The sequence below is a fragment of the Thermoflexibacter ruber genome (assembly GCF_900113045.1).
Lineage (GTDB): Bacteria > Bacteroidota > Bacteroidia > Cytophagales > Thermoflexibacteraceae > Thermoflexibacter > Thermoflexibacter ruber.
Map to the genome: position 1 here is coordinate 1 of NZ_FONY01000024.1, position 19,162 is coordinate 19,162.

Genomic DNA, 19,162 nt, shown 5'->3' on the forward strand with positions numbered 1-19,162 from the left:
TTGGAAACTCTATGAGCAATTGCAAGCATGTCACCCTGACAAGGAAAAGATTTATGTGATTTGTGATAATGCACGATATTACAAAAATAAGCACTTACAAGAAAAATTGGCAAGTAGCAGGATAAAACAGCTTTTCTTGCCTGCTTACTCGCCTAATCTTAATCTAATTGAAAGATTATGGAAATTTATGCGTAAAAAGGTCATTGATACTTGTTTTTATAGGAAGTTTCAAGATTTCAAGGAAAAGGTCTGTGAGTTTTTTACCCATATTGCCCAATATAAGCAGGAATTAGAAACCTTAATTTCTTGGAATTTTCATATCCCTAAAACCAAAACCAATTTTTATTGAGTATAAACTATACGCCTATGCAAATAGATTAACTGATGACGAAAAGTATTTTTAAAAATTAAAAAAAAAAAGCAAGCCAATGAAGTCTATGCTTATCAGATATATTCGTGTATCCCTGCCTTTATTTGTTTTTTTGATAATCAGTACAATAGCCATAAAAGCTACTTTTGCCCAAAAAAAAGATAAGCCTGAGAAAAAAGAGGAGCAGAAACAGGAGCAGGAAGCAGATAACGGAGAAGTATTTGGGCAAGAACTGTCCAATGAAAACTATATTTTTGGAGATGCTATGCAAGCCTATCTACTTGAAAAAATGATGGACCAAAACTTTGCTAAGTCCCTTCCGCTTTTCCAAACTTGCATTAAAATCTATCCCAAAAATGCCGCCGCACACTTTAAAATAGCTGAAATCTATGTAAAAAAAGATAGCTTGGACAAGGCTGTCCCTTACGTAAAAAAAGCCATAGAACTTAACCCACAAAATAAGTTTTATTACACACTGCTGGCAGAAATTTACCACAAGCAAAACCGCTTTACCGCTGCCGTAGAGGTCTATGAAAATCTGATAAAAAACATTCCCAAATCAGAAAACTACTATTACAATATCGCCACCATTTATACTTACCAAGAGCGTTATAAAGAAGCCATAGAGGTTTATGACAAACTGGAAAAGAAATTTGGCATAGATGAGGAAATTATCAAGCGAAAGCAAAAGATTTACCTCCAACTTAAAGATGTAAATAGTGCCTTAAAAGAAGGACAAAAGTTGATAGATACTTACCCTGATGTGGTGGAGTACAAAGAAGCACAAGCCGAAATATTGATTAATCAAAAAAAATACGAAGAAGCCAAAAAACTTTTGCTTTCTGTCATAGAACACTCCCCTGATAATTCTTACGCAAGGCTTTTGCTATCAGATATTTACCAAATTCAAGGAGATACCCCAAACCAACTCAAAGAAATAGAGATTGCTTTTAACAATCCTGATTTGGATTTAGAGGCAAAGATAAGAGTGCTGACAGGCTACTACATGGTCATTGAGAACGAAAACAAGCGAAAAACAGCGATAAAATTGGCTGAGATGACCTTGAAAAATAATCCTGAAAGTAGTAAACTTCATTTCTATTACGGAGATTTTCTTAGATTTGACAACAGATTTAAAGAAGCCAGAGAGGCTTATACCAAAGCCGTAGAGTTGGACGGGAACAACTACCAAGCATGGACAAGTTTATTGGATACTGATATACAACTGCAAGACTATGAGGCTTTAATAAAACACAGTGAAGAAGGTTTGGAACTTTTCCCCAACCATGCCATTTTTTGGTACATGAATGGCGTGGGGCATTTTTTCAAAAAGAAATATGACAATGCCATAGAATCCTTAGAACAAGCCAAAATGCTTGCCTCAGAAAATAAGGAAATCCTAACGGAAGTGCATAAATATTTGGGAGAAGTCTATCAGGCAACTAAAGAATACGCCAAGTCTGACATTGCTTTTGAGGAAGCCTTGAGCCTAAATCCACATGATGTTTTTATTTTGAATAATTATAGTTACTACTTGACATTGAGGAAAGATAAACTCAATCGAGCAAAAGAACTTTCTACCAAACTTGTGCAAATTTCTCCTAATCAGCCTACTTACATGGATACGCATGGTTGGGTACTTTTCACTATGGGAGATTACAAAAATGCCAAAACGTGGATAGAAAAAGCCGCACAACTCAGTAACGACGGGACTATTATCGAGCATTACGGAGATGTGCTTTACAAACTTGGGCAAGTCCAAGAGGCACTTATTCAGTGGCAAAAAGCCAAAACAGCAGGAGGCACAAGCAACATGATAGATAAAAAAATAGCAGATAAAAAACTATATGAATAACATGAAAAACTTCTTTCTGTACTTATTGATACTCATGATAGGGCTTAGTGCCTGCGGCAAAAAAAATGTAGTAAGAAATAAAAAATTAAGCAATGAGTTCAGGGTAGAAGAACTCAAATTTGACTACTTGACTTCGCGGGGAAAAATTACCTACAAAGACCCTGCCCAAGAGTTTACCTCGCCTGTAGATATTCGAATGAAAAGAGATAGCGTGATTTGGATGTCGGTAAAACCCATGTTAGGCATAGAGGCAGCACGCATCATGATTACCAAAGACTCTGTACTGATAGTAGATAGATACAATAAAAGTATGATGCTTTTTAGCTTTGATTCTCTTAGTCGGAAAGTAAATTTCCCACTTGACTTCAAAATGGTAGAAGCGATGATGATTGGCAACTTGCCCATGAGTGTAGAAAATGCCAGAGCAAAAATTGCTATTGAATCAGACTATTTTAAAATCAGGCAAAAACAAGGAGATTTTGAGTTGGTAAGTTTAGTAAGTAGGGAGCATCACAAACTCCAACGCATAGATGTAGAGCAGGATAATAGCCATAACGAACTCATACTCAAATACGAGGACTTCAAGGTAGTTCAGTCCCAAGTAGTACCTTTTATTGGTACAGCAGTCCTGAACTACAAGGATAAAGTTACCAAAACAGGCAATCAGATAGAAATAAATGTTTTTCATAACAAGATTGACTTGCCTAAAGAACCCTTGACTTTTCCTTTCCAAAGACTTAAATTAGATGAAAAATAAACTTTGGGAGTGAAATAAATCTTATATATTGCAACATTTTTATTACGGAATCTTTTAGCCCTTTGCTCTATGCAAGAAGGTAAAGTCAAATTATATCAAATTTACCTGCAAAAACTGACTACTTTTCTCAAACAAGTCTATCATTGGTTGCTCAACAGCCAAGGAGTACGGTTTTTTATTCCCAAACCCAATGAAAGTCGCAAGAGGAAGTGGATTCGTAGAGGCTGGACTTGCGTAGTAGGTTTTTTTCTTGTCTTGTGGCTATATTTTAAAGCCGTAGAATACAATTTTTTATACCTTTTTGGCGAAATCCCAAGTGTAGAATCTTTGGAAAGACCCAAAATCCCTGCTGCTTCTGAGCTATATACTGCCGATGGTGTGCTTTTAGGGCGATATTTCAAAGAAAATCGAACTCCCGTAACCTACGACCAACTTTCTCCTTACTTAATCGAGGCTTTGCTTGCCACAGAGGATATTCGCTTTCACGAACATACGGGAGTAGATTTAAAGGCATTGATGGCAGTAGTAGCCTCTGTTTTCAGTGGAGACCCCAGAGGTGGCAGTACCCTCACCCAGCAAACGGTCAAAAATCTTTTTCAGATGCGTGGCAAAGATTCACAAGGTTTGTTAGGCAAGATTCCCGTGGTGAGTGGTATCATCATCAAAACCAAAGAATGGATTACGGCAATTAATTTGGAAAAACACTTCACCAAAGAGGAAATCATGACCATGTACCTCAATACAGTGGAGTTTGGCAATGGAGCATTTGGCATTTACATCGCCTCTAAGACATTTTTTAATACTACTCCGCAACGCCTGAACGTGCAGCAAGCCGCCCTTTTGGTTGGAATGCTCAAAGCCACAACTTACTACAATCCTATCAGAAATTATAAAAACGCTTTTACAAGGCGAAACATCGTCTTGCAACAAATGCTCAAATACAATTATCTCACGCAAAGTGAATATGATTCCCTCAGCCAACTTCCTTTGAAAGCCAAGCTATACTTAGAAAACCCAGAAGAAGGGGCAGGAACATATTTTAGGAATGTGATGAACAGCTACTTAGAAAAATGGTGTGAAGAAAATGGCTATGACTTGTATGCTGACGGTTTGCGGATTTATACCACCATAGATTCGCGTATGCAACAGTTAGCCGAGGAGGCAGTAGCTGAGGAAATGAAAAAAAACCAAGCCAAGTTCAACGAGCAGTGGAGAGGTTTAGAACCTTGGACGACTAAAAGAGGCGAACCTATCCCTAACTACATAGAGAATGTAGCCAAAAGCACTTCTTGGTACAAAGACTTAGAAAAAAAATACAAGAAAAGACCAGACTCTATTGATATTTACCTGAAAACGCCAAAGAAAATGAAAGTTTTTTCTTGGAAAGGAGATATTGATACTTTATTAAGTCCCTTAGATTCTATTCGTTATTGCAAAAAATTTCTTCATGCAGGGCTAATGACGCTTGACCCATTTTCAGGACATATCAAAACTTGGGTGGGAGGCATCAATTACAAATATTTCAAGTATGATCACGTGATGCAAGCCAAAAGGCAACCGGGTTCTACTTTTAAACCTATTTTATACGCTGCCGCTATAGATTCTATGGGCTACTCTCCTTGCAGTAAATTGATAGATGCCCCTATTTACATTAGGTACAAAGAAGATGGAGAAGATAAAGTTTGGGCACCGCACAATGCCGATTGGATTTTTTCTTACGATACGATGACCTTGCGCCATGCCATGGGACGCTCTATCAACTCCGTAGCGGCAAGACTAACAGAACTCATCGGTTGGACTACGGTGGCTCACTATGCTCGTAAAATGGGCATTACCAGCAAGTTAAAAGAAGTTCCCTCTATTAGCTTAGGCTCTAACGATGTAACCCTTTACGAAATGACAGGGGCTTTTGGTACTTTTTTGAACGAAGGAGTGTGGACGGAGCCTATTTTTATTACTCGCATAGAGGACAAAAATGGTCGCATTTTGCATAGATTTACGCCTAAAAGATACGCCGCATTAAAGCAAGAATCCGCTTTCCTAATGCTGGAGATGCTCAAAGGAACTTTACAAGAACCAGGGGGAACATCAGGGGGATTGTACTCATTCCCTAAACTCTTTGGAGGAAATGACATTGGGGGGAAAACAGGCACTTCCTCAGGTCATGCTGACGGCTGGTACTTTGGAGTAACCAAAGACTTAGTAACAGGCGTTTGGGTAGGCGGCGATGACCGTAGTATCCACTTCCGAAGTGGAGAAGTAGGCGAAGGAGGGAAAACTGCCCTGCCTATTTATGGCAGATTCATGGAAAAAGTCTATGATACTCCTGAACTCAATATCACCAAAGGCACTTTCCCAACGCCTACTATCAAAATTAATAAACCGTATTTTTGTCCTACGCCTCGCAAACCTAAGCCCGATAGCTTGAATGTGAACTTGGATTCTCTGCAATTCTTAGAAGACATGGAGCGATAAAACTATCGCAAAATGTCTATATCCCCACCCAAACTCGTGTTGATGATTTGCCTACTTGGGTTGCCTTTCAAAGAAATAGCCCCTCCTATGCTGGCAGAGGCTTCTATCAAAGAAGTTACATGGAGTTTGGCTACTCCACCCGTATTGGCTTTGGCGTATGCTTCCTTGCAAATCAAGTCATAAGCTCTCAGCACTCCTCCTGTATGTACTTTGACTTCCTCAATATCTGCCTTACCTGAAACGAGCAGTTCGCCTCCTGTATGAGCTTCTAACCATATTTGCCCAACTTCCACTTCCATTTTTAGCGTACTTCCTGTATTTACTTCTGCCTCAAAAGTTTCTCCTTTTACTAAAGAATTAATTTTGACCTCAGCCCCACCGCTTGTTTGGATTTTTCTAAGTACTTTGTAAGAAATTTTGATATGTGCCTTTGCACCATCGCAGTTGCGTTCTCTAAAAAGCCCATCCTCATAACGTAAACTTACTTTCAGCGTTCTGCCTGAAACACTTATCTTCACATCTTCTTTGTAAACTCGCTTGCTTTTTAGCTCTACTTCTACCGTTTCTTTATCGCTCTCTACCAACTCTACGCTAAGACACCCAAAAATTTTTACTTCCTTAAAAGGTTCAACTTCTTGCTTATCTACACTTTGAGCAAAAACATTAAAAGCTAAAAATAGTCCTATCAAGACTAAAAAATAAGTATGTATCTTTTTCATGTTGCTACCTGCTTTGTTTGATTACATAGATGCAAGTACAAGCACAAAGGTTGCTTAGGGAAACATACTTATTTGATTTATTTTTTTAACTCAATACTTGCGAATACGTCTTTCCTGTATTGCTAATTGCCTCTATGCGAATCTCTTTGGCATCTTTGGCGAAGGGAGCATAGTAAAGATGCGAGGTTTGCTGAGGCTCTACCCAAGTATGCTTTTGAGGTAGTTTGTTGCCAAAATGTTTTTCTACAGAAAGAGGGTCAGAACCTATGCGTTGTGCCATCATGCCCTTTTTCATTCCGTCTTCGTACCAAAATACCTTCCAAGTATTGTCTGCGTCCCAAATATTGGCGATAAACTCATTAGGAGCAGATTTGTCGCTCCCCGCACTGTAAAGACGCATTTGGTGGTCTATAGATTTTCCTGTGGTTTTATAAGAAGCGGTAAACTGACTGCCATCTACCTCATAAACTGCATAGCCATTGGGGGTGCCATCGTAGCAAATATCTCCTGTCCACCACGCCCCACAAGCCGCTCCTGCTACATAAATAGATACATTGCTGTCTGTAAGGCGTTCAGAAAAGTGCATGTGTCCTGCAATAATGTGTGCCTTATAGCCCTCTAATAGACGATACAACATTTGGCGGTTTGTAATTATGCTCGAGTTAGAGGGTCTTGCCTCGCCTGCTCTTGCAAACTGTAAAGTATAAGGAGGGATATGAGTAAAAACAACTACTGTTTTACCTTTTTCTACGGCGGCTAAGTCTGCTTTGAGCCAATCCAATTGGGTCTGGTCTAAGTAGCCCATATAACCGTTACCATGATAGAAAACATCATCTAAAACTATATAATGCACTTCGCCTCGATTAAAAGAATAATAATTAGGACCGAAAAATTTTTGAAAAGTCTTGACTGAATTTTCGTCTGTGGTTTGAAAATCCAAGTCGTGATTGCCCACTACTTGGAAAGCAGGTATGCCCATTTGCTTTACCGCTTTTTCATATTCCGAATATAGACTGAGGTTGTCAAACATAATATCACCACAAGCCACATTGAAAAAAGCACGATTGGAAGCACCTTTTAAGAAATTCTGAACATCTACGGCAGTTTCATTCTGAAAGCGGCGAATATCGTCCATATCTAAGGTTTGAGGGTCAGCCAAAACCAAAAAGCCATGCTTGCTGTCGCTTTGACTTACAGGGGCTAAATCCCACTCTACTTTCATCTGCTCGCTATTTGCTAAAATTGGTTTATAAAATAAGGCTGTTCCTGTAGGATTTGTAGGGATTTCATAGCCAGAAGGCACTGAAATAAAGGCAAAAGGCTGGTTACTATCAGCAATTAAAGTAAATGTGCCGTCTTTGGCAGTTTGCACGACAGAGCGACCGTCAGAAATAGCCACACCTGCGATTCCCTTGCCTTTTGAACGCACTATACCCTGAATTTTTACAGGTTTCCCTTGTGGTTTCCACATAGGCAGCGGCTGATAGGGATTGGCGTAAAGCATATCAGCCAGCCACAAACTTGCAGAAACTGCGACAGTTTGTTTTAAAAAACGACGACGAGAAGTAGAATTTTCCATATATTTACTTTTTATGGTGTTATAGTTTTTAAAAACGAAGGTAAGCAAAAGATGTAAATTGGGTATGAATAATTCTTGATATTGTGTTTAAGTTTTTCAGGTAGCCTTATAGCCATGCGTATTTTACAGTTTGGAGAAACCACTCTGCTAATTCTAAGGGCTGACTGCATATTAGAGAATTAAAAAAAATCTTAATTTTAAACACTCAATCCAAATTATGCTTATATTACGAAAAATTTAAGACTATTGACCTTCTTTGAATAAGATAGTATTACTAAACGATGTCTCATTGAATTGACTTACTGTCAGTGAATTAAAACTTCTAAAACTTACGAATGACTGCCAAATTTAACTCTGACGTAGAAGCGGCTCAAGCCCTTTACGATGCTTACAAAAAACTCAACAGCGAAATCTCAAAAGTAATTATTGGTCAAGATGAAGTAGTTCGCTTGCTTCTGACTGCTATTTTTTGTCAAGGGCATTGCCTTTTAGTAGGGGTGCCTGGCTTGGCAAAGACTTTATTGATACAAACTATTTCCAAAGTGCTTGATTTGCACTTTAATAGGATTCAGTTTACGCCAGACCTCATGCCTTCGGATATTTTGGGTTCTGAAACCTTAGACAAAGACCGCAATTTCCGATTTATCAAAGGTCCTATTTTTGCCAATATCATTTTAGCAGATGAGATAAACCGTACTCCTCCTAAAACCCAAGCAGCACTCTTGGAATCTATGCAAGAATACTCTGTAACGATTGCAGGAGAGTTACACCACTTAGACCGTCCTTTCTTTGTTTTGGCTACCCAAAACCCTATAGAGCAAGAGGGCACCTATCCACTTCCAGAAGCACAACTTGACCGCTTCATGTTCAATATCTGGTTGGATTATCCTTCCTATCAGTCTGAGGTAGAAATAGTTAAAAGCACCACAACGGACAAAAAGCCAAACCTTAGCAAAATCATCAGTGCGCAGGAGATTATCTATTTCCAACATTTGGTCAGGAGAGTGCCTATCGCTGACAATGTAGTGGAGTATGCGGTCAAATTGGTACACAAAACACGTCCTAATAAAGAATCTGCTACTCAATTGGCTAACAACTACTTGGAATGGGGAGCAGGACCGAGAGCTTCTCAGTATTTGGTCTTAGGTGCAAAATGCAATGCCCTGTTGAATGGCAAGTATTCTCCTGACATTGAAGATATTAAAGCTGTAGCAGAGCCAATTTTACGCCACCGAATTGTTCGCAATTTCAAGGCAGAGGCAGAGGGAATGACTGTAGAGCAGATTATCAAGCAACTATTATAGCTTTTGCTGAAATGCAAATAGATGATATACAAATAGATGACAAAAAGTTTAAATTAATTATTGAGAACAGCTACGATGGCATCTTGTTCTTTGACAGAGAACTCAAAATCATCTATGCCAGCCCCTCAGCGAACCAATTGCTTGGTTATGCTCCGCATCATCTCATTGGTAAGTACAATTACGAACTTACTCATGTAGATGATGCCCACGCCAATATCTTCCTTTTCAATTATTTACTTAGCAAAAAAGGAGGAAAAATTACTATTATTCAAAGACTTTTGCATCAAAAAGGCTATTACATTTGGACGGAAACTTCTCTGACCAATTTTTTAGAAGAAGCGGGAATCAATGCTATTGTTTCGCATTTTAGGGACGTTACAGAGAGAGTAGTTGCAGAAAGTAAACTTAAAAATCTGAATGAAACTCTCGAGAACAAGGTAGCAGAACGCACTCAGGCATTGGAAAAGGAGATAGAGCATAGAAAAAAACTTGCCACAGAGCTGCAAATAGCCAAAGAAAGTGCAGATAAGTCCAATCAAGCTAAAGCTGAGTTTTTAGCCAATATGAGCCACGAAATTCGCTCACCGCTCAATGCCATTGTGGGTTTTACTCAACTCATGCTTTTGCAAAGCAAAGAAACTGCTCTTTCTGAGGATTTTAGTTATTACTTAGAAAACATAAAAATCAGCGGAGAGAATCTCTCTGACTTGATTAACAACATTTTAGACCTTTCAAAAATTGAGGCAGGAAAAATGGAGGTAGTGCATGAAGTCCTGAGCCTGCGCCAACTCTTTCAAGGAATTTATCATATCAACAAAAGCATAGCCTCAGAAAAAGGCATCAAATTTTCCTATTACTTTGATAGCCAAGTACCTAATACAGTAGAAGCTGACCGCACTAAACTCAATCAAATTTTGATGAATTTAGTTTCCAATGCCCTTAAGTTTACTCCCAAAGGAAAAAATGTGTATCTGAGAGCATACAAAGAGAACGAATATACAGTGCTTCAAGTCATAGACGAGGGCGTAGGTATCCCTGTCAATCGCATAGAGGCGATTTTCAAACCCTTTGAGCAAGCAGATAACTCCATTACACGCCGATTTGGGGGAACTGGCTTAGGTTTGGCAATCACCAAAAAAATGGTGGAAATGCTCAATGGAATCATAGAAGTAACAAGTACAGAAGGCAAGGGAAGCACTTTTACAGTTAAACTTCCTTTAAAATCTGTTGAAAATCAGTATGCTTTTAAGCGAGATTTACAATTTGATTATGCTTACTTTTCTAAAGATAATGTCATTTTATTGGTGGAAGACAACCCAATGAACCAGCAAATCATCAAAGATTTTTTGCATCACTTCGATTTAGATGTGTACGTAGTAGAAGATGGCAAACAAGCTATTGAGCAGGCTAAAAGGCTACTTCCCCACTTGATTCTTATGGATTTACACATGCCAGAAATGGACGGATTACAAGCTACACAAATTTTGCGGAGCTTGCCTGAACTTGCCCAGACCCCCATCGTAGCAATTTCTGCCGATGCCTTCATAGAGCAACAGGAAAGGGCTTTTGCCAAAGGCGTAAACTACTATCTAACTAAACCTATAGACTTGCGAAAACTATTTGATATTTTAACACAATGTTTGAAAATAGAGCAAGTAGAAAATAAGATAGATGAGAAACAAAATGACACTATTTCGTACCCATCTCAGAAAATCCTTACTCAGGGTATCCATCAGCTTTTAAAAATACCTATCTATCATACTGAGGAATTAGAAAATCAGCTTTATCAGATTCGTTATGGCTTAGGTAAGTATCCTATTGGTTTAGAGGAAAAATTGGCAAGAATAGAAGATGCTATTTTTGAAGGCGATGAGGAAAAAATAAAAGCTGTTTCAAAAGAAATCTATGAGCGATACATAGAAATATAACTATCTATTCCATTTTCTTGCATTTCACATTTTTACAATAAATTTTCATTATTTTTATTTCTTTTTAACATATATTATCTACTTTTGTTAGAGTACGAAAGGGAAAGCCGAAACCCTCAAATCGTAGGCAATACTAAAAACAAAAAACATCTTTATGAAAGCAAAAATTTTTTCAATCTTGGTAGTATTCTTTGCCATGACATTGATGTCTGCCACTGCTCCTAATGCTGACCTAAAAACTGTTTCAGCAATTGATACAGAACAACTTACCAATAAACTAAACCTACAACCAGTTGCTACTACTGCTCAACCTACTTGGGAAAAAGTAATGAGCGAGATAGAAGCTAAAAAAGGAAGCAAACTCAATTGGAAAGAAAAGTTAGCCTTCAAACTTCTCAAAAAGAAAGCCGAAAGCAAGATGAAGCCCGAAGGCAAAAAGAAAGCTAAAGCCATTGATGCCATAGGTTTTATTTTAGGCTTTCTTTTAGGATTATTAGGCGTTTTACTTGCGTATATTATTGATAAAGAGAAGTTTATCCCTTCTGCATGGTACGGATTACTTGCGGCTGTAGTGCTTTACATCATTATATTTGCTCTTGTGCTGTAATGAATATCTGATTACATTTTCTTATAAATTGAAATTTAGAACACAGATTTTGCTAATAATACAGCTGAGATATGTAAAAATTCTCCTCTGTCTGTAATTTCTGTGTTCTAATCATAATGTAAAACCTTTTGAAAGAAATGTGAGTAGCTAACCTAATTTTAAATATTCCTCTATTTTTTTGTACTATTTTTCTTTTCTTATCCTAACTTTCTATGTAGATTTGATAGCATTACAAAATAGCTTCCCAAGTATAAAAACTCCTAATTTATAAAATATATGAAAATGAAAATCTTTTTAATGACCATTTTTTGCTTCATTACTTGTGCTTGTTTTGCTCAAAGTAAAGAAGAAAAACAAGTTTCAGAAGCGGTAGAAGCTTTAAAGAAAGCATTGATTGACCCTACCTCGGCAAATCTGGAGGCTATAGTCGCTGAAGAGTTAAGCTATGGACACTCCAGCGGGAAAATAGAGGACAAAAAAGCCTTTATGGAAGCGTTGCTTAGTGGTAAATCCGATTTTATTAGTATTGAATTGACCGACCAGAAAATTACACTTTCAAAAGAGGTAGCTTTGGTACGACACCAACTCACAGCCCAAATTACTGACAATGGACAAAGTTCAAATATTAAGCTACACGTATTATTAGTTTGGCAAAAACAGAAAGGTAAGTGGAAACTGCTGGCACGACAAGCTGTTAGGGTATAAAAAAAGGAAACTACTTTTTACAAGTAGCTTCCTTACTTTTCTTAACGTATTAAAAAATTACTCAGCTTTTGCCATTTCATCTTTCAATTGAGAAAGTGCCTCTAAGTCCCCTAAAGTAGATTTTGATGAAACCTCCTCTACTTTATCTTCTTTAGAAGCATTGGAAGTTTCTTTTTCTTTAGATTCCTTAAATGTATTGGTATGAGATAAGATGATGCGTTTGTCGTCTTTAGTGAACTCTAATACCTTGAAATCTAAGGTTTCACCTACTTCCGCTTTTGAGCCGTCTTCTTTGGTCAAATGTTTAGTATTGGCAAAACCCTCGATGCCGTAAGGCAGTTCTAACAAAGCACCTTTATCATTCTTGCTGATAATAGTAGCTTTATGCACAGAACCCACAGTAAATACGGTTTCAAAAGTATCCCAAGGGTTTTCTTCTAATTGCTTGTGTCCAAGTGCTAAACGACGTTGCTCTACATCTAATTCAAGTACTTGTACTTCTAATTTTTCTCCTATTTTGATAAATTCAGAAGGGTGCTTGATTTTCTTTGTCCAAGAGAGGTCAGAGATGTGTACTAAACCGTCGATACCTTCTTCCAATTCTAAGAAAAGACCGAAGTTAGTCAGGTTGCGGACTATGCCTACATGCTTAGAGCCAATTGCATATTTCTCTTTGAGGTCAGGTCTTGTCCAAGGGTCAGAAGAAAGTTGTTTCAATCCTAAAGACATTTTGCGTTCTTCTCTGTCTAAGGTCAATACTACAGCTTCTAATTCATCTCCAATTTTGATGAAATCTTGTGGATTTCTTAGGTGTTGGGACCAAGACATTTCTGATACGTGGATAAGTCCTTCTACTCCTTGTTTTATTTCTAAGAATGCACCGTAGTCTGCCACATTCACTATCTTACCTTTGACTACAGAGCCAACTACGACATCTTCTCCTAAAGTTTCCCAAGGATGTGGGTCTAACTGCTTCATACCTAAAGAAATACGCTTTTTCTCTTCGTCAAAGTCTAATACCACTACGCGTACTCTTTGGTCTAATTTGAGTTTTTCTTCTGGGTGGTTGATTCTTCCCCAAGAAATATCTGTGATATGCAATAAGCCATCTACCCCACCAAGGTCAATAAATACCCCAAAGTTGGTCATGTTCTTTATCACGCCCTCGAGGACTTGACCTTTTTCCAAATTGCTCAGAATCTCTGCCTTTTGTGCTTCTAAGTCTTTTTCTATCAATACTTTGTGTGAAACAACTACGTTATCATTCGCATAGTTGATTTTCACTACTTTTACTTCCATTTTCTTACCCACAAAGATATCGAAATCTCTGATAGGCTTTACATCTATCTGAGAACCAGGTAAGAACGCCTCAATTCCATAAATATCTACTATCAAACCTCCTTTTGTACGACGCTTTACAATTCCCTCAATCACGGTATCATTTTGCAGTGCTAACTCAATGTTTTCCCATGCTTTGACCACCTTAGCTTTTTTGCGAGAAAGTACTAACTGCCCCAACGGATTTTCTTTGTTCTCGACATATACATCAATGACTTCGCCAATTCTCAAGTCGTTCATGTCCCTAAACTCTGAAAGAGGGATAAGACCGTCAGACTTGAACCCAATGTTTACTACCACATCTCTGTCTGTAATACTAACAATAGTACCACTAACTACTTGCGTTTCTTTAACATCTGTAAGAGTTCCATCGTAAAGAGCGGCTAATTTTGCTTTCTCATCTGAGCTATAGCCTGTACCAAATTTGTTTTTCTTTGAGGTTTGAAAACTGCTCCAATCAAAGTCTTCTACCTGAGTTTCTATTCGATTATTTGCCATTAGATTTATTTTTTGCACCTTTATACACTTTCGCTTGGTGCAAGGGGCGAAAGTATTTAGATTTTATTAACTACCTCACAAATAAACTTTTGTGAGCCTTTCACCTTGAAAGGACTGCAAATTTAGTTAAACTTTCTTAATCAAGCGAAAAACACGTAATTTTTTTTTAAATGTATTAGGTAATCAATGAGCCAGAGAAACTGCATAAAAGTATCGATTTCTTAGGCTATAGGTCGCTTTACGAGAATCAAATATCATCTCAAAAGTTGTGCTTACCACCTACGCCAGCCCCAGCCTCTGTGGCGATAAAGTTTCCTTTGGAATTTGCGACCTCCCCAAAAATGTCTTGGATTTCTAAATCCTCTTGGGGTGGTGATTATCACTCTTGGAGGCACTACAATCACTTGTGGCATTCTTGGCTGTATAATGATTACCTGAGCAGTGCTATGGTGTGTACCGAAAACTAAGGATAAAAAAAGCAACAACAAAGCTTTTACGAACAGTAGGTGTAATTTTTTCATCATCTTTTTTCATTTTTTGTAATATTATATGACAAGAGAAAAAAGACAAGGTTGCTTTGGCTTTGTGTTTCTAAATTTATCTGCAAAAAAAATTTCTTATTGATTTGATTTTTACCTGTATAAATCTTGAATGATAGGAACTATTCTATCCACTCCCTGCTCCAAAGGTAGCAAGACAGGAATGTTAAATTTATCCTCATAAAACTTTTGATAGGTCATCATTTCTTCTTGTGAGCAGTTTTCTGTATTCATCGCCAAGGCGATTACTTTTGCACCATAACATGCTATCAGATGAATTTCAGATTCTACAGAGGGAATTTCTCCCCAAGCAGGGTCATTTTCAAAATACTTACGCTTAGGAGAAAACATCAAAATCACGTATCTTGCATTGCCACAAATCAAATACTCCGAACCACATGTACCACTTGGATTGCGGAGTGCCGCTTGCCCTTCTATAAAAATAGCCTCTGCTTGGGTTTCTTGATAGCAAGTCAAAATCGCATTTTCCAACTCACCCCCCACAAAATCATTGAGCGTAGAGTCCAGAATGAATCCATACTTTCCCCCTTGCAACCAGCCTGTTTGTCCTGTATAAATCATCTGTGCATTGATTCCTGCCTTCTGGCAAGCATTGACCACCAAACGAGTAGTAGTACGCTTACCCATGGCACAGTCCATGCCTAATACAGCAATGATAGGAGCTTTGACCTCTCCAATTCTATTCTGCCAAAAATGTAAGTCTTTGAATTTCTTTGGCTTGCGAATATCTATGAGTTGTACGCCATATTCTTTGGCTAATGCTTGAATTTCAGGTCTTTCACTCAAATAATCATGTAATCCATTGATGATAGAAAGCCCGTATTGGATAGCCACTTTGATACTGTCTATCATGTTTTCAGGGAAAATGCCGCCAACAGTAGCTACCCCTACGATACAATAGCTTGGCTGAGTAATCATCGCTCCTTTTACATCTCCGAAAATAGGTATATTCCTATGTTTACCGTCCAATACTACTCCTGCATCTCTGCCTGCATGTGTTTCATCTACTACTCCTACTATTTCAAATCGTTCACTTTCTCTTATCAGTCCGTGTGCTGTTTTGGCATTGGTAGTGGCTAATAAGCCATTAGTGAGAAGAATTGCTTTGTCCATTGTATTGCTATTAAAAAATATGAATGGCTACAAGTGTATAAAATAGAAAACCATTTCTCATAGAACAATAACTACTTTAACACATTATCTACAGCTATTAAAATAGTTATATAATCAATTCAAAATCAAACCTTTAACAAAGTTTGGAAACACATATAAAAATGATTGAGTCAAAGGATTTTTCAAGTAGCTAATTAAGCCCAAAGATGAGTTCCAAAACATAAGTTACCACTGAAACAATTAATCCAAAGGCAAAGGCTACAATAAAGTTGCTTATTTGAAAGTCGGCTACATAATGGTCTGCTATCATAATGACAATGGTATTGATGACCAAAAGAGAAAGCCCAAAAGTCATCAACGTAATAGGAAAGGTCAGCAACTTGAAAATAGGCTTGATGAATGTGTTGAGCAAACCTAATACTACAGCTACTTTCAAGGAAGTAATAAAATCTTTTACATATACGCCGTAGTCCTCCAATAAACCTGTGGTTATCAAGATAGCTACTGCCGAGACTACAATTTTGAGAATCAATTTCATGTCTATATGGATTATGCTTATTAAGCAAAGGTAGTTTTTTTTTTCAAAATTATGTCGCATAAAATACATTAATTAAGAGAAAGATAAGTTATTTTTACCTAAAAAAATAAGCATATCATCTTTGTGCGAAGGTTATGAGTATCTTGTTCTTCTCTCTCAGACAGCTATTGAACTTGATGCGGTCATTCGCAATATCGTCAGAAGAATCAATGAAATAGAAATTTAATCATCATGACTATTCAGGAAGCACAACAAACAGTAGATAAATGGATTAATTCCATAGGAGTAAGGTATTACAGCGAGCTTACCAATACGGCAATTCTCATGGAGGAGGTAGGGGAAGTAGCCCGCATCATGGCACGCAAATACGGCGACCAATCCTTTAAAGCATCTGATAAAGAAATAGATTTGGCTGATGAAATGGCTGATGTGCTATTTGTGCTGATTTGCTTGGCAAACCAAACAGGAGTAGATTTGACGGAAGCCTTACAAAAAAATTTAGATAAAAAAACTAAAAGAGACGCAGAAAGACACCAAAACAATGAAAAGTTAAAATGACTAAATCTATGATTTTCAAAAGAATCTTACTTTTTTTCTTGCTTGGATTACACTTTATTTTGGGAATCCTCCGAGAAAAAATAGTTTTAGTCTTAGATTCTTTTTTTGAGGTGTCTATTATAAAAAACGAAAATTTTATACTCAGACCTTTATTAGTATTTTTCCAACAAAAAATCCCTGTATTTTTAGCTAATTTTGGTATTCTATTTTCTGCTCCTTTTTTTCTTTTGCTTACTCTGCTCTGCCTTAGTATATATTTTCATTGGAAGGGTAGTTTTTTTTTCAAAGTATTTGTTGTCATTATTCTGTTTTACTTCTTTACTGCTATTGTGCTGATTTTCACTTTTACAGCCCACCCTCCTTTGGTGCGTTTGTGGCATGACTTTACAGATATTTATTTCTCTCCTTTATTGCTGATTTTTTTATTTTTTATTTTTAAAATTGGAAAAACAAAAAAGGCTATCTAAACTAATAGACAGCCTTTGACTAATTTCAGAGGGTTTATCTTTACTCTCCCAAAGTAATCCTACTTTTAATAGAAAATTTCTTGGTATAGATACTGTAATAGGTAATCATATTCATAAAGTCATTGCGTTTTGTCATATTGACTTTATTATTTTTAATATACTGCTTCAAGTCAGCAGAAGGAACATCAAGCAAACCCGCCAAGTCATTGATTTTTCCGCACTGTTTCACTATGCCATCTTTGTCCAAGTAATAAAAATTATCTTCCAACACCCAGTCATATTTTCCTGTGCCTTTGAGTTCTCTGCCTTTGTTGTGTGGCTTCATTACTACTTTTTCACGAGTAAGTATGGCAAAATCCCCTTCTCCTATGACTTCGTATAGATGGTAGGCTTTATAATCTGTTTGTGTCCTTGTTGGCAGAGAGTAAAACACTCGCTCTACTTTGGTAAGTGTGTCCATGAAAGAAAAACTTTCTAATAGCGCACTTCCAAAAGTTTTAGTAGTATTTTCAACTTGCAACTCTATCAAGTCATGTTCCAAGTGATATTTTACCAGCCCTTTCAAATTCTCACCTGTTTTGAGTGTAATCTCACCTTGATGCCAGTGGTTTTTTGAAAAAATGAATTTTTGTGCGGGGAGAATATGTAATGGGATAAACAAGAGCACCAATCCCAAGAAGTGCCTCCATACATTTGCCTTAGGTTTCATATTTTATGCGTTGTTTATTGTGAGTTAAAAAAACATGAACACTGCTCTCACTTTAGATGAAGTTTGAACAATATTTCAATCAAAAAAATAACTCTAAAAAAATCTCTGTAAGGTTGATTCTTTTAAAATTTATCTATTTGATTTTAACAAAATAAACGAAAATAGAAGAAAAATGTTAATATTTTTACAAAAATTAACTGATTAAGAGGCAGTTACGAATTTAGTAAGAAATTAAATTTTTTAAAAAATTAGTCAAAATAAAACGCGTACTTTCCAAAGAAAGGAGAGTTTATTTCAAAAATGCTTAAATATTTACCCTATCAATAGGCAGTAGATAGGTATAAAGTAAAAAATAGGTTTTTAGTAAAAAAATTTAGAAAAATCGTAGAACTCGTTAATTTTACTCCAAATCCATATCTTTGCAAAAACGAACTGCTTTTATTATGTTCTGGAATCTTTTTGCCAAGCGTTACTCTGCCAAAGAAAAAGTACTTTTTCGCTTTTTGCGACAGTCCAAGTTATTTGAGAAACTGACAGATGACGAATTGGCAGAGTTTGTACCTTTCCTGCATTTGCGAAAGTATGTAAAAAATGAAGCCATTTTCTTTCGCAATGACCCAAGCCAAGCACTTTATATCATTAAGTCTGGCGAAATCATGCTTAATTTAGATGTGCAGGACAAATTTGAGGAACTTATCATCATCAAAAAAGGAGAATCCTTTGGCGATAACGCACTTTTGGAAGGAGCCAGACGTAACTACAACGCCATTTGCTATTCGGAATATTGCGATTTGTACGTACTTCCTCAAACTAACATTTTGACTATTTTTGAGGAAAATATAGAAATCAAAGCCAAAATCCTACATGCCTTCGCTTACTATTACGACCAGTATCTTTCCAACGTTTTCAAAGCCTATAGAGATACTTTTACTTTCTTTGACCTAAGCGAAGCCTATCTGCTCGCCAAACGCAATATGAGCAAAATTCAAAATGAAGACGATTAGGCTGATAATGGTAGCAAAACTGATGCTCTAAGTCAGCATATAGTTTTATTTAGCACGGTTACTTATTTTTTTACCCAA

18 protein-coding genes are annotated in these 19,162 nt (G+C 37.1%); 11 read left to right on the forward strand and 7 right to left on the reverse strand.

Annotation, left to right across the window (positions count from 1 at the left end; genetic code table 11):
• From BM141_RS13525 to BM141_RS13540, 4 genes are all read left to right on the forward strand, one after another.
• Window positions 1-349, forward strand: a 349-nt coding sequence (locus tag BM141_RS13525; RefSeq protein WP_177217383.1) for a transposase, incomplete at its 5' end; no start/stop codon positions are given.
• 88 nt (window positions 350-437) lie between these two features.
• Window positions 438-2,225, forward strand: a complete 1,788-nt coding sequence (locus tag BM141_RS13530; RefSeq protein ID WP_177217384.1) for a tetratricopeptide repeat protein — start codon at window positions 438-440, stop codon at window positions 2,223-2,225.
• A gap of 1 nt (window position 2,226) precedes the next feature.
• Window positions 2,227-2,982, forward strand: a complete 756-nt coding sequence (locus BM141_RS13535) for a lipoprotein insertase outer membrane protein LolB1 (RefSeq protein ID WP_177217385.1) — start codon at window positions 2,227-2,229, stop codon at window positions 2,980-2,982.
• A gap of 69 nt (window positions 2,983-3,051) precedes the next feature.
• The gene (locus tag BM141_RS13540; protein ID WP_091546466.1) at window positions 3,052-5,457 is read left to right on the forward strand and encodes a penicillin-binding protein 1A; all 2,406 of its coding nucleotides are present in this window, start codon (window positions 3,052-3,054) and stop codon (window positions 5,455-5,457) included.
• A 2-nt stretch (window positions 5,458-5,459) separates the two neighbouring features.
• Here the strand turns inward: BM141_RS13540 and BM141_RS13545 are convergent, their stop codons facing one another.
• Window positions 5,460-6,176 carry a head GIN domain-containing protein gene (locus tag BM141_RS13545; RefSeq protein WP_091546470.1) on the reverse strand — a complete coding sequence of 239 codons (717 nt, stop codon included), beginning with the start codon at window positions 6,174-6,176 and terminating at the stop codon, window positions 5,460-5,462.
• 85 nt (window positions 6,177-6,261) lie between these two features.
• Window positions 6,262-7,755, reverse strand: a complete 1,494-nt coding sequence (locus BM141_RS13550; RefSeq protein WP_091546473.1) for a calcineurin-like phosphoesterase C-terminal domain-containing protein — start codon at window positions 7,753-7,755, stop codon at window positions 6,262-6,264.
• A gap of 335 nt (window positions 7,756-8,090) precedes the next feature.
• Between BM141_RS13550 and BM141_RS13555 the strand changes: the two genes are divergently transcribed.
• The 4 genes from BM141_RS13555 (at window position 8,091) to BM141_RS13570 (ending at window position 12,299) form a co-directional block, all read left to right on the forward strand.
• The gene (locus BM141_RS13555; protein WP_091546474.1) at window positions 8,091-9,059 is read left to right on the forward strand and encodes an AAA family ATPase; all 969 of its coding nucleotides are present in this window, start codon (window positions 8,091-8,093) and stop codon (window positions 9,057-9,059) included.
• 11 nt (window positions 9,060-9,070) lie between these two features.
• Window positions 9,071-10,987, forward strand: coding sequence for a PAS domain-containing hybrid sensor histidine kinase/response regulator (locus BM141_RS13560; protein WP_091546478.1), 1,917 nt, complete (start codon window positions 9,071-9,073; stop codon window positions 10,985-10,987).
• Window positions 10,988-11,141: 154 nt separating this feature from the next.
• Window positions 11,142-11,594: a hypothetical protein gene (locus tag BM141_RS13565; RefSeq protein WP_143090927.1), complete on the forward strand. Its 453-nt coding sequence runs from the start codon at window positions 11,142-11,144 to the stop codon at window positions 11,592-11,594.
• Between the two features lie 282 nt (window positions 11,595-11,876).
• Window positions 11,877-12,299, forward strand: a complete 423-nt coding sequence (locus BM141_RS13570) for a nuclear transport factor 2 family protein (protein WP_245764061.1) — start codon at window positions 11,877-11,879, stop codon at window positions 12,297-12,299.
• A 57-nt stretch (window positions 12,300-12,356) separates the two neighbouring features.
• On the opposite strand, the gene rpsA is transcribed toward BM141_RS13570, so the two are convergent.
• The 4 genes from rpsA to BM141_RS13590 all read right to left on the reverse strand — a co-directional run bounded on the left by rpsA (window position 12,357) and on the right by BM141_RS13590 (window position 16,346).
• Entirely contained in the window at window positions 12,357-14,135 is a 1,779-nt protein-coding gene (gene rpsA / locus BM141_RS13575) for a 30S ribosomal protein S1 (protein ID WP_091546677.1), read from the reverse strand.
• 272 nt (window positions 14,136-14,407) lie between these two features.
• Window positions 14,408-14,659 carry a hypothetical protein gene (locus BM141_RS13580; RefSeq protein ID WP_091546489.1) on the reverse strand — a complete coding sequence of 84 codons (252 nt, stop codon included), beginning with the start codon at window positions 14,657-14,659 and terminating at the stop codon, window positions 14,408-14,410.
• 108 nt (window positions 14,660-14,767) lie between these two features.
• On the reverse strand, window positions 14,768-15,808 hold the full coding sequence (locus tag BM141_RS13585) for an N-acetyltransferase DgcN family protein (RefSeq protein ID WP_091546493.1): 1,041 nt from the start codon (window positions 15,806-15,808) through the stop codon (window positions 14,768-14,770).
• Between the two features lie 190 nt (window positions 15,809-15,998).
• On the reverse strand, window positions 15,999-16,346 hold the full coding sequence (locus BM141_RS13590; protein WP_177217386.1) for a phage holin family protein: 348 nt from the start codon (window positions 16,344-16,346) through the stop codon (window positions 15,999-16,001).
• A gap of 231 nt (window positions 16,347-16,577) precedes the next feature.
• Between BM141_RS13590 and BM141_RS13595 the strand changes: the two genes are divergently transcribed.
• The gene (locus BM141_RS13595; protein ID WP_091546499.1) at window positions 16,578-16,904 is read left to right on the forward strand and encodes a nucleotide pyrophosphohydrolase; all 327 of its coding nucleotides are present in this window, start codon (window positions 16,578-16,580) and stop codon (window positions 16,902-16,904) included.
• 8 nt (window positions 16,905-16,912) lie between these two features.
• Entirely contained in the window at window positions 16,913-17,371 is a 459-nt protein-coding gene (locus BM141_RS13600; protein ID WP_143090928.1) for a hypothetical protein, read from the forward strand.
• 40 nt (window positions 17,372-17,411) lie between these two features.
• Here the strand turns inward: BM141_RS13600 and BM141_RS13605 are convergent, their stop codons facing one another.
• Window positions 17,412-18,080: a hypothetical protein gene (locus tag BM141_RS13605; RefSeq protein ID WP_091546505.1), complete on the reverse strand. Its 669-nt coding sequence runs from the start codon at window positions 18,078-18,080 to the stop codon at window positions 17,412-17,414.
• A 443-nt stretch (window positions 18,081-18,523) separates the two neighbouring features.
• On the opposite strand from BM141_RS13605, the gene BM141_RS13610 reads away from it, so the two are divergent.
• Window positions 18,524-19,084, forward strand: coding sequence for a cyclic nucleotide-binding domain-containing protein (locus tag BM141_RS13610; RefSeq protein ID WP_091546508.1), 561 nt, complete (start codon window positions 18,524-18,526; stop codon window positions 19,082-19,084).
• Window positions 19,085-19,162: the final 78 nt, after the last annotated feature.

Excerpts from the sequence above, each read along its gene's own strand:
- BM141_RS13530 (WP_177217384.1), top strand. The coding sequence starts at position 438 with ATGCTTATCAGATATATTCGTGTATCCCTGCCTTTATTTGTTTTTTTG.
- BM141_RS13535 (WP_177217385.1), top strand. The coding sequence starts at position 2,227 with ATGAAAAACTTCTTTCTGTACTTATTGATACTCATGATAGGGCTTAGT.
- BM141_RS13540 (WP_091546466.1), top strand. The coding sequence starts at position 3,052 with ATGCAAGAAGGTAAAGTCAAATTATATCAAATTTACCTGCAAAAACTG.
- BM141_RS13545 (WP_091546470.1), bottom strand. The coding sequence starts at position 6,176 with ATGAAAAAGATACATACTTATTTTTTAGTCTTGATAGGACTATTTTTA.
- BM141_RS13550 (WP_091546473.1), bottom strand. The coding sequence starts at position 7,755 with ATGGAAAATTCTACTTCTCGTCGTCGTTTTTTAAAACAAACTGTCGCA.
- BM141_RS13555 (WP_091546474.1), top strand. The coding sequence starts at position 8,091 with ATGACTGCCAAATTTAACTCTGACGTAGAAGCGGCTCAAGCCCTTTAC.
- BM141_RS13560 (WP_091546478.1), top strand. The coding sequence starts at position 9,071 with ATGCAAATAGATGATATACAAATAGATGACAAAAAGTTTAAATTAATT.
- BM141_RS13565 (WP_143090927.1), top strand. The coding sequence starts at position 11,142 with ATGAAAGCAAAAATTTTTTCAATCTTGGTAGTATTCTTTGCCATGACA.
- BM141_RS13570 (WP_245764061.1), top strand. The coding sequence starts at position 11,877 with ATGAAAATCTTTTTAATGACCATTTTTTGCTTCATTACTTGTGCTTGT.
- rpsA (WP_091546677.1), bottom strand. The coding sequence starts at position 14,135 with ATGGCAAATAATCGAATAGAAACTCAGGTAGAAGACTTTGATTGGAGC.
- BM141_RS13580 (WP_091546489.1), bottom strand. The coding sequence starts at position 14,659 with ATGATGAAAAAATTACACCTACTGTTCGTAAAAGCTTTGTTGTTGCTT.
- BM141_RS13585 (WP_091546493.1), bottom strand. The coding sequence starts at position 15,808 with ATGGACAAAGCAATTCTTCTCACTAATGGCTTATTAGCCACTACCAAT.
- BM141_RS13590 (WP_177217386.1), bottom strand. The coding sequence starts at position 16,346 with ATGAAATTGATTCTCAAAATTGTAGTCTCGGCAGTAGCTATCTTGATA.
- BM141_RS13595 (WP_091546499.1), top strand. The coding sequence starts at position 16,578 with ATGACTATTCAGGAAGCACAACAAACAGTAGATAAATGGATTAATTCC.
- BM141_RS13600 (WP_143090928.1), top strand. The coding sequence starts at position 16,913 with ATGATTTTCAAAAGAATCTTACTTTTTTTCTTGCTTGGATTACACTTT.
- BM141_RS13605 (WP_091546505.1), bottom strand. The coding sequence starts at position 18,080 with ATGAAACCTAAGGCAAATGTATGGAGGCACTTCTTGGGATTGGTGCTC.
- BM141_RS13610 (WP_091546508.1), top strand. The coding sequence starts at position 18,524 with ATGTTCTGGAATCTTTTTGCCAAGCGTTACTCTGCCAAAGAAAAAGTA.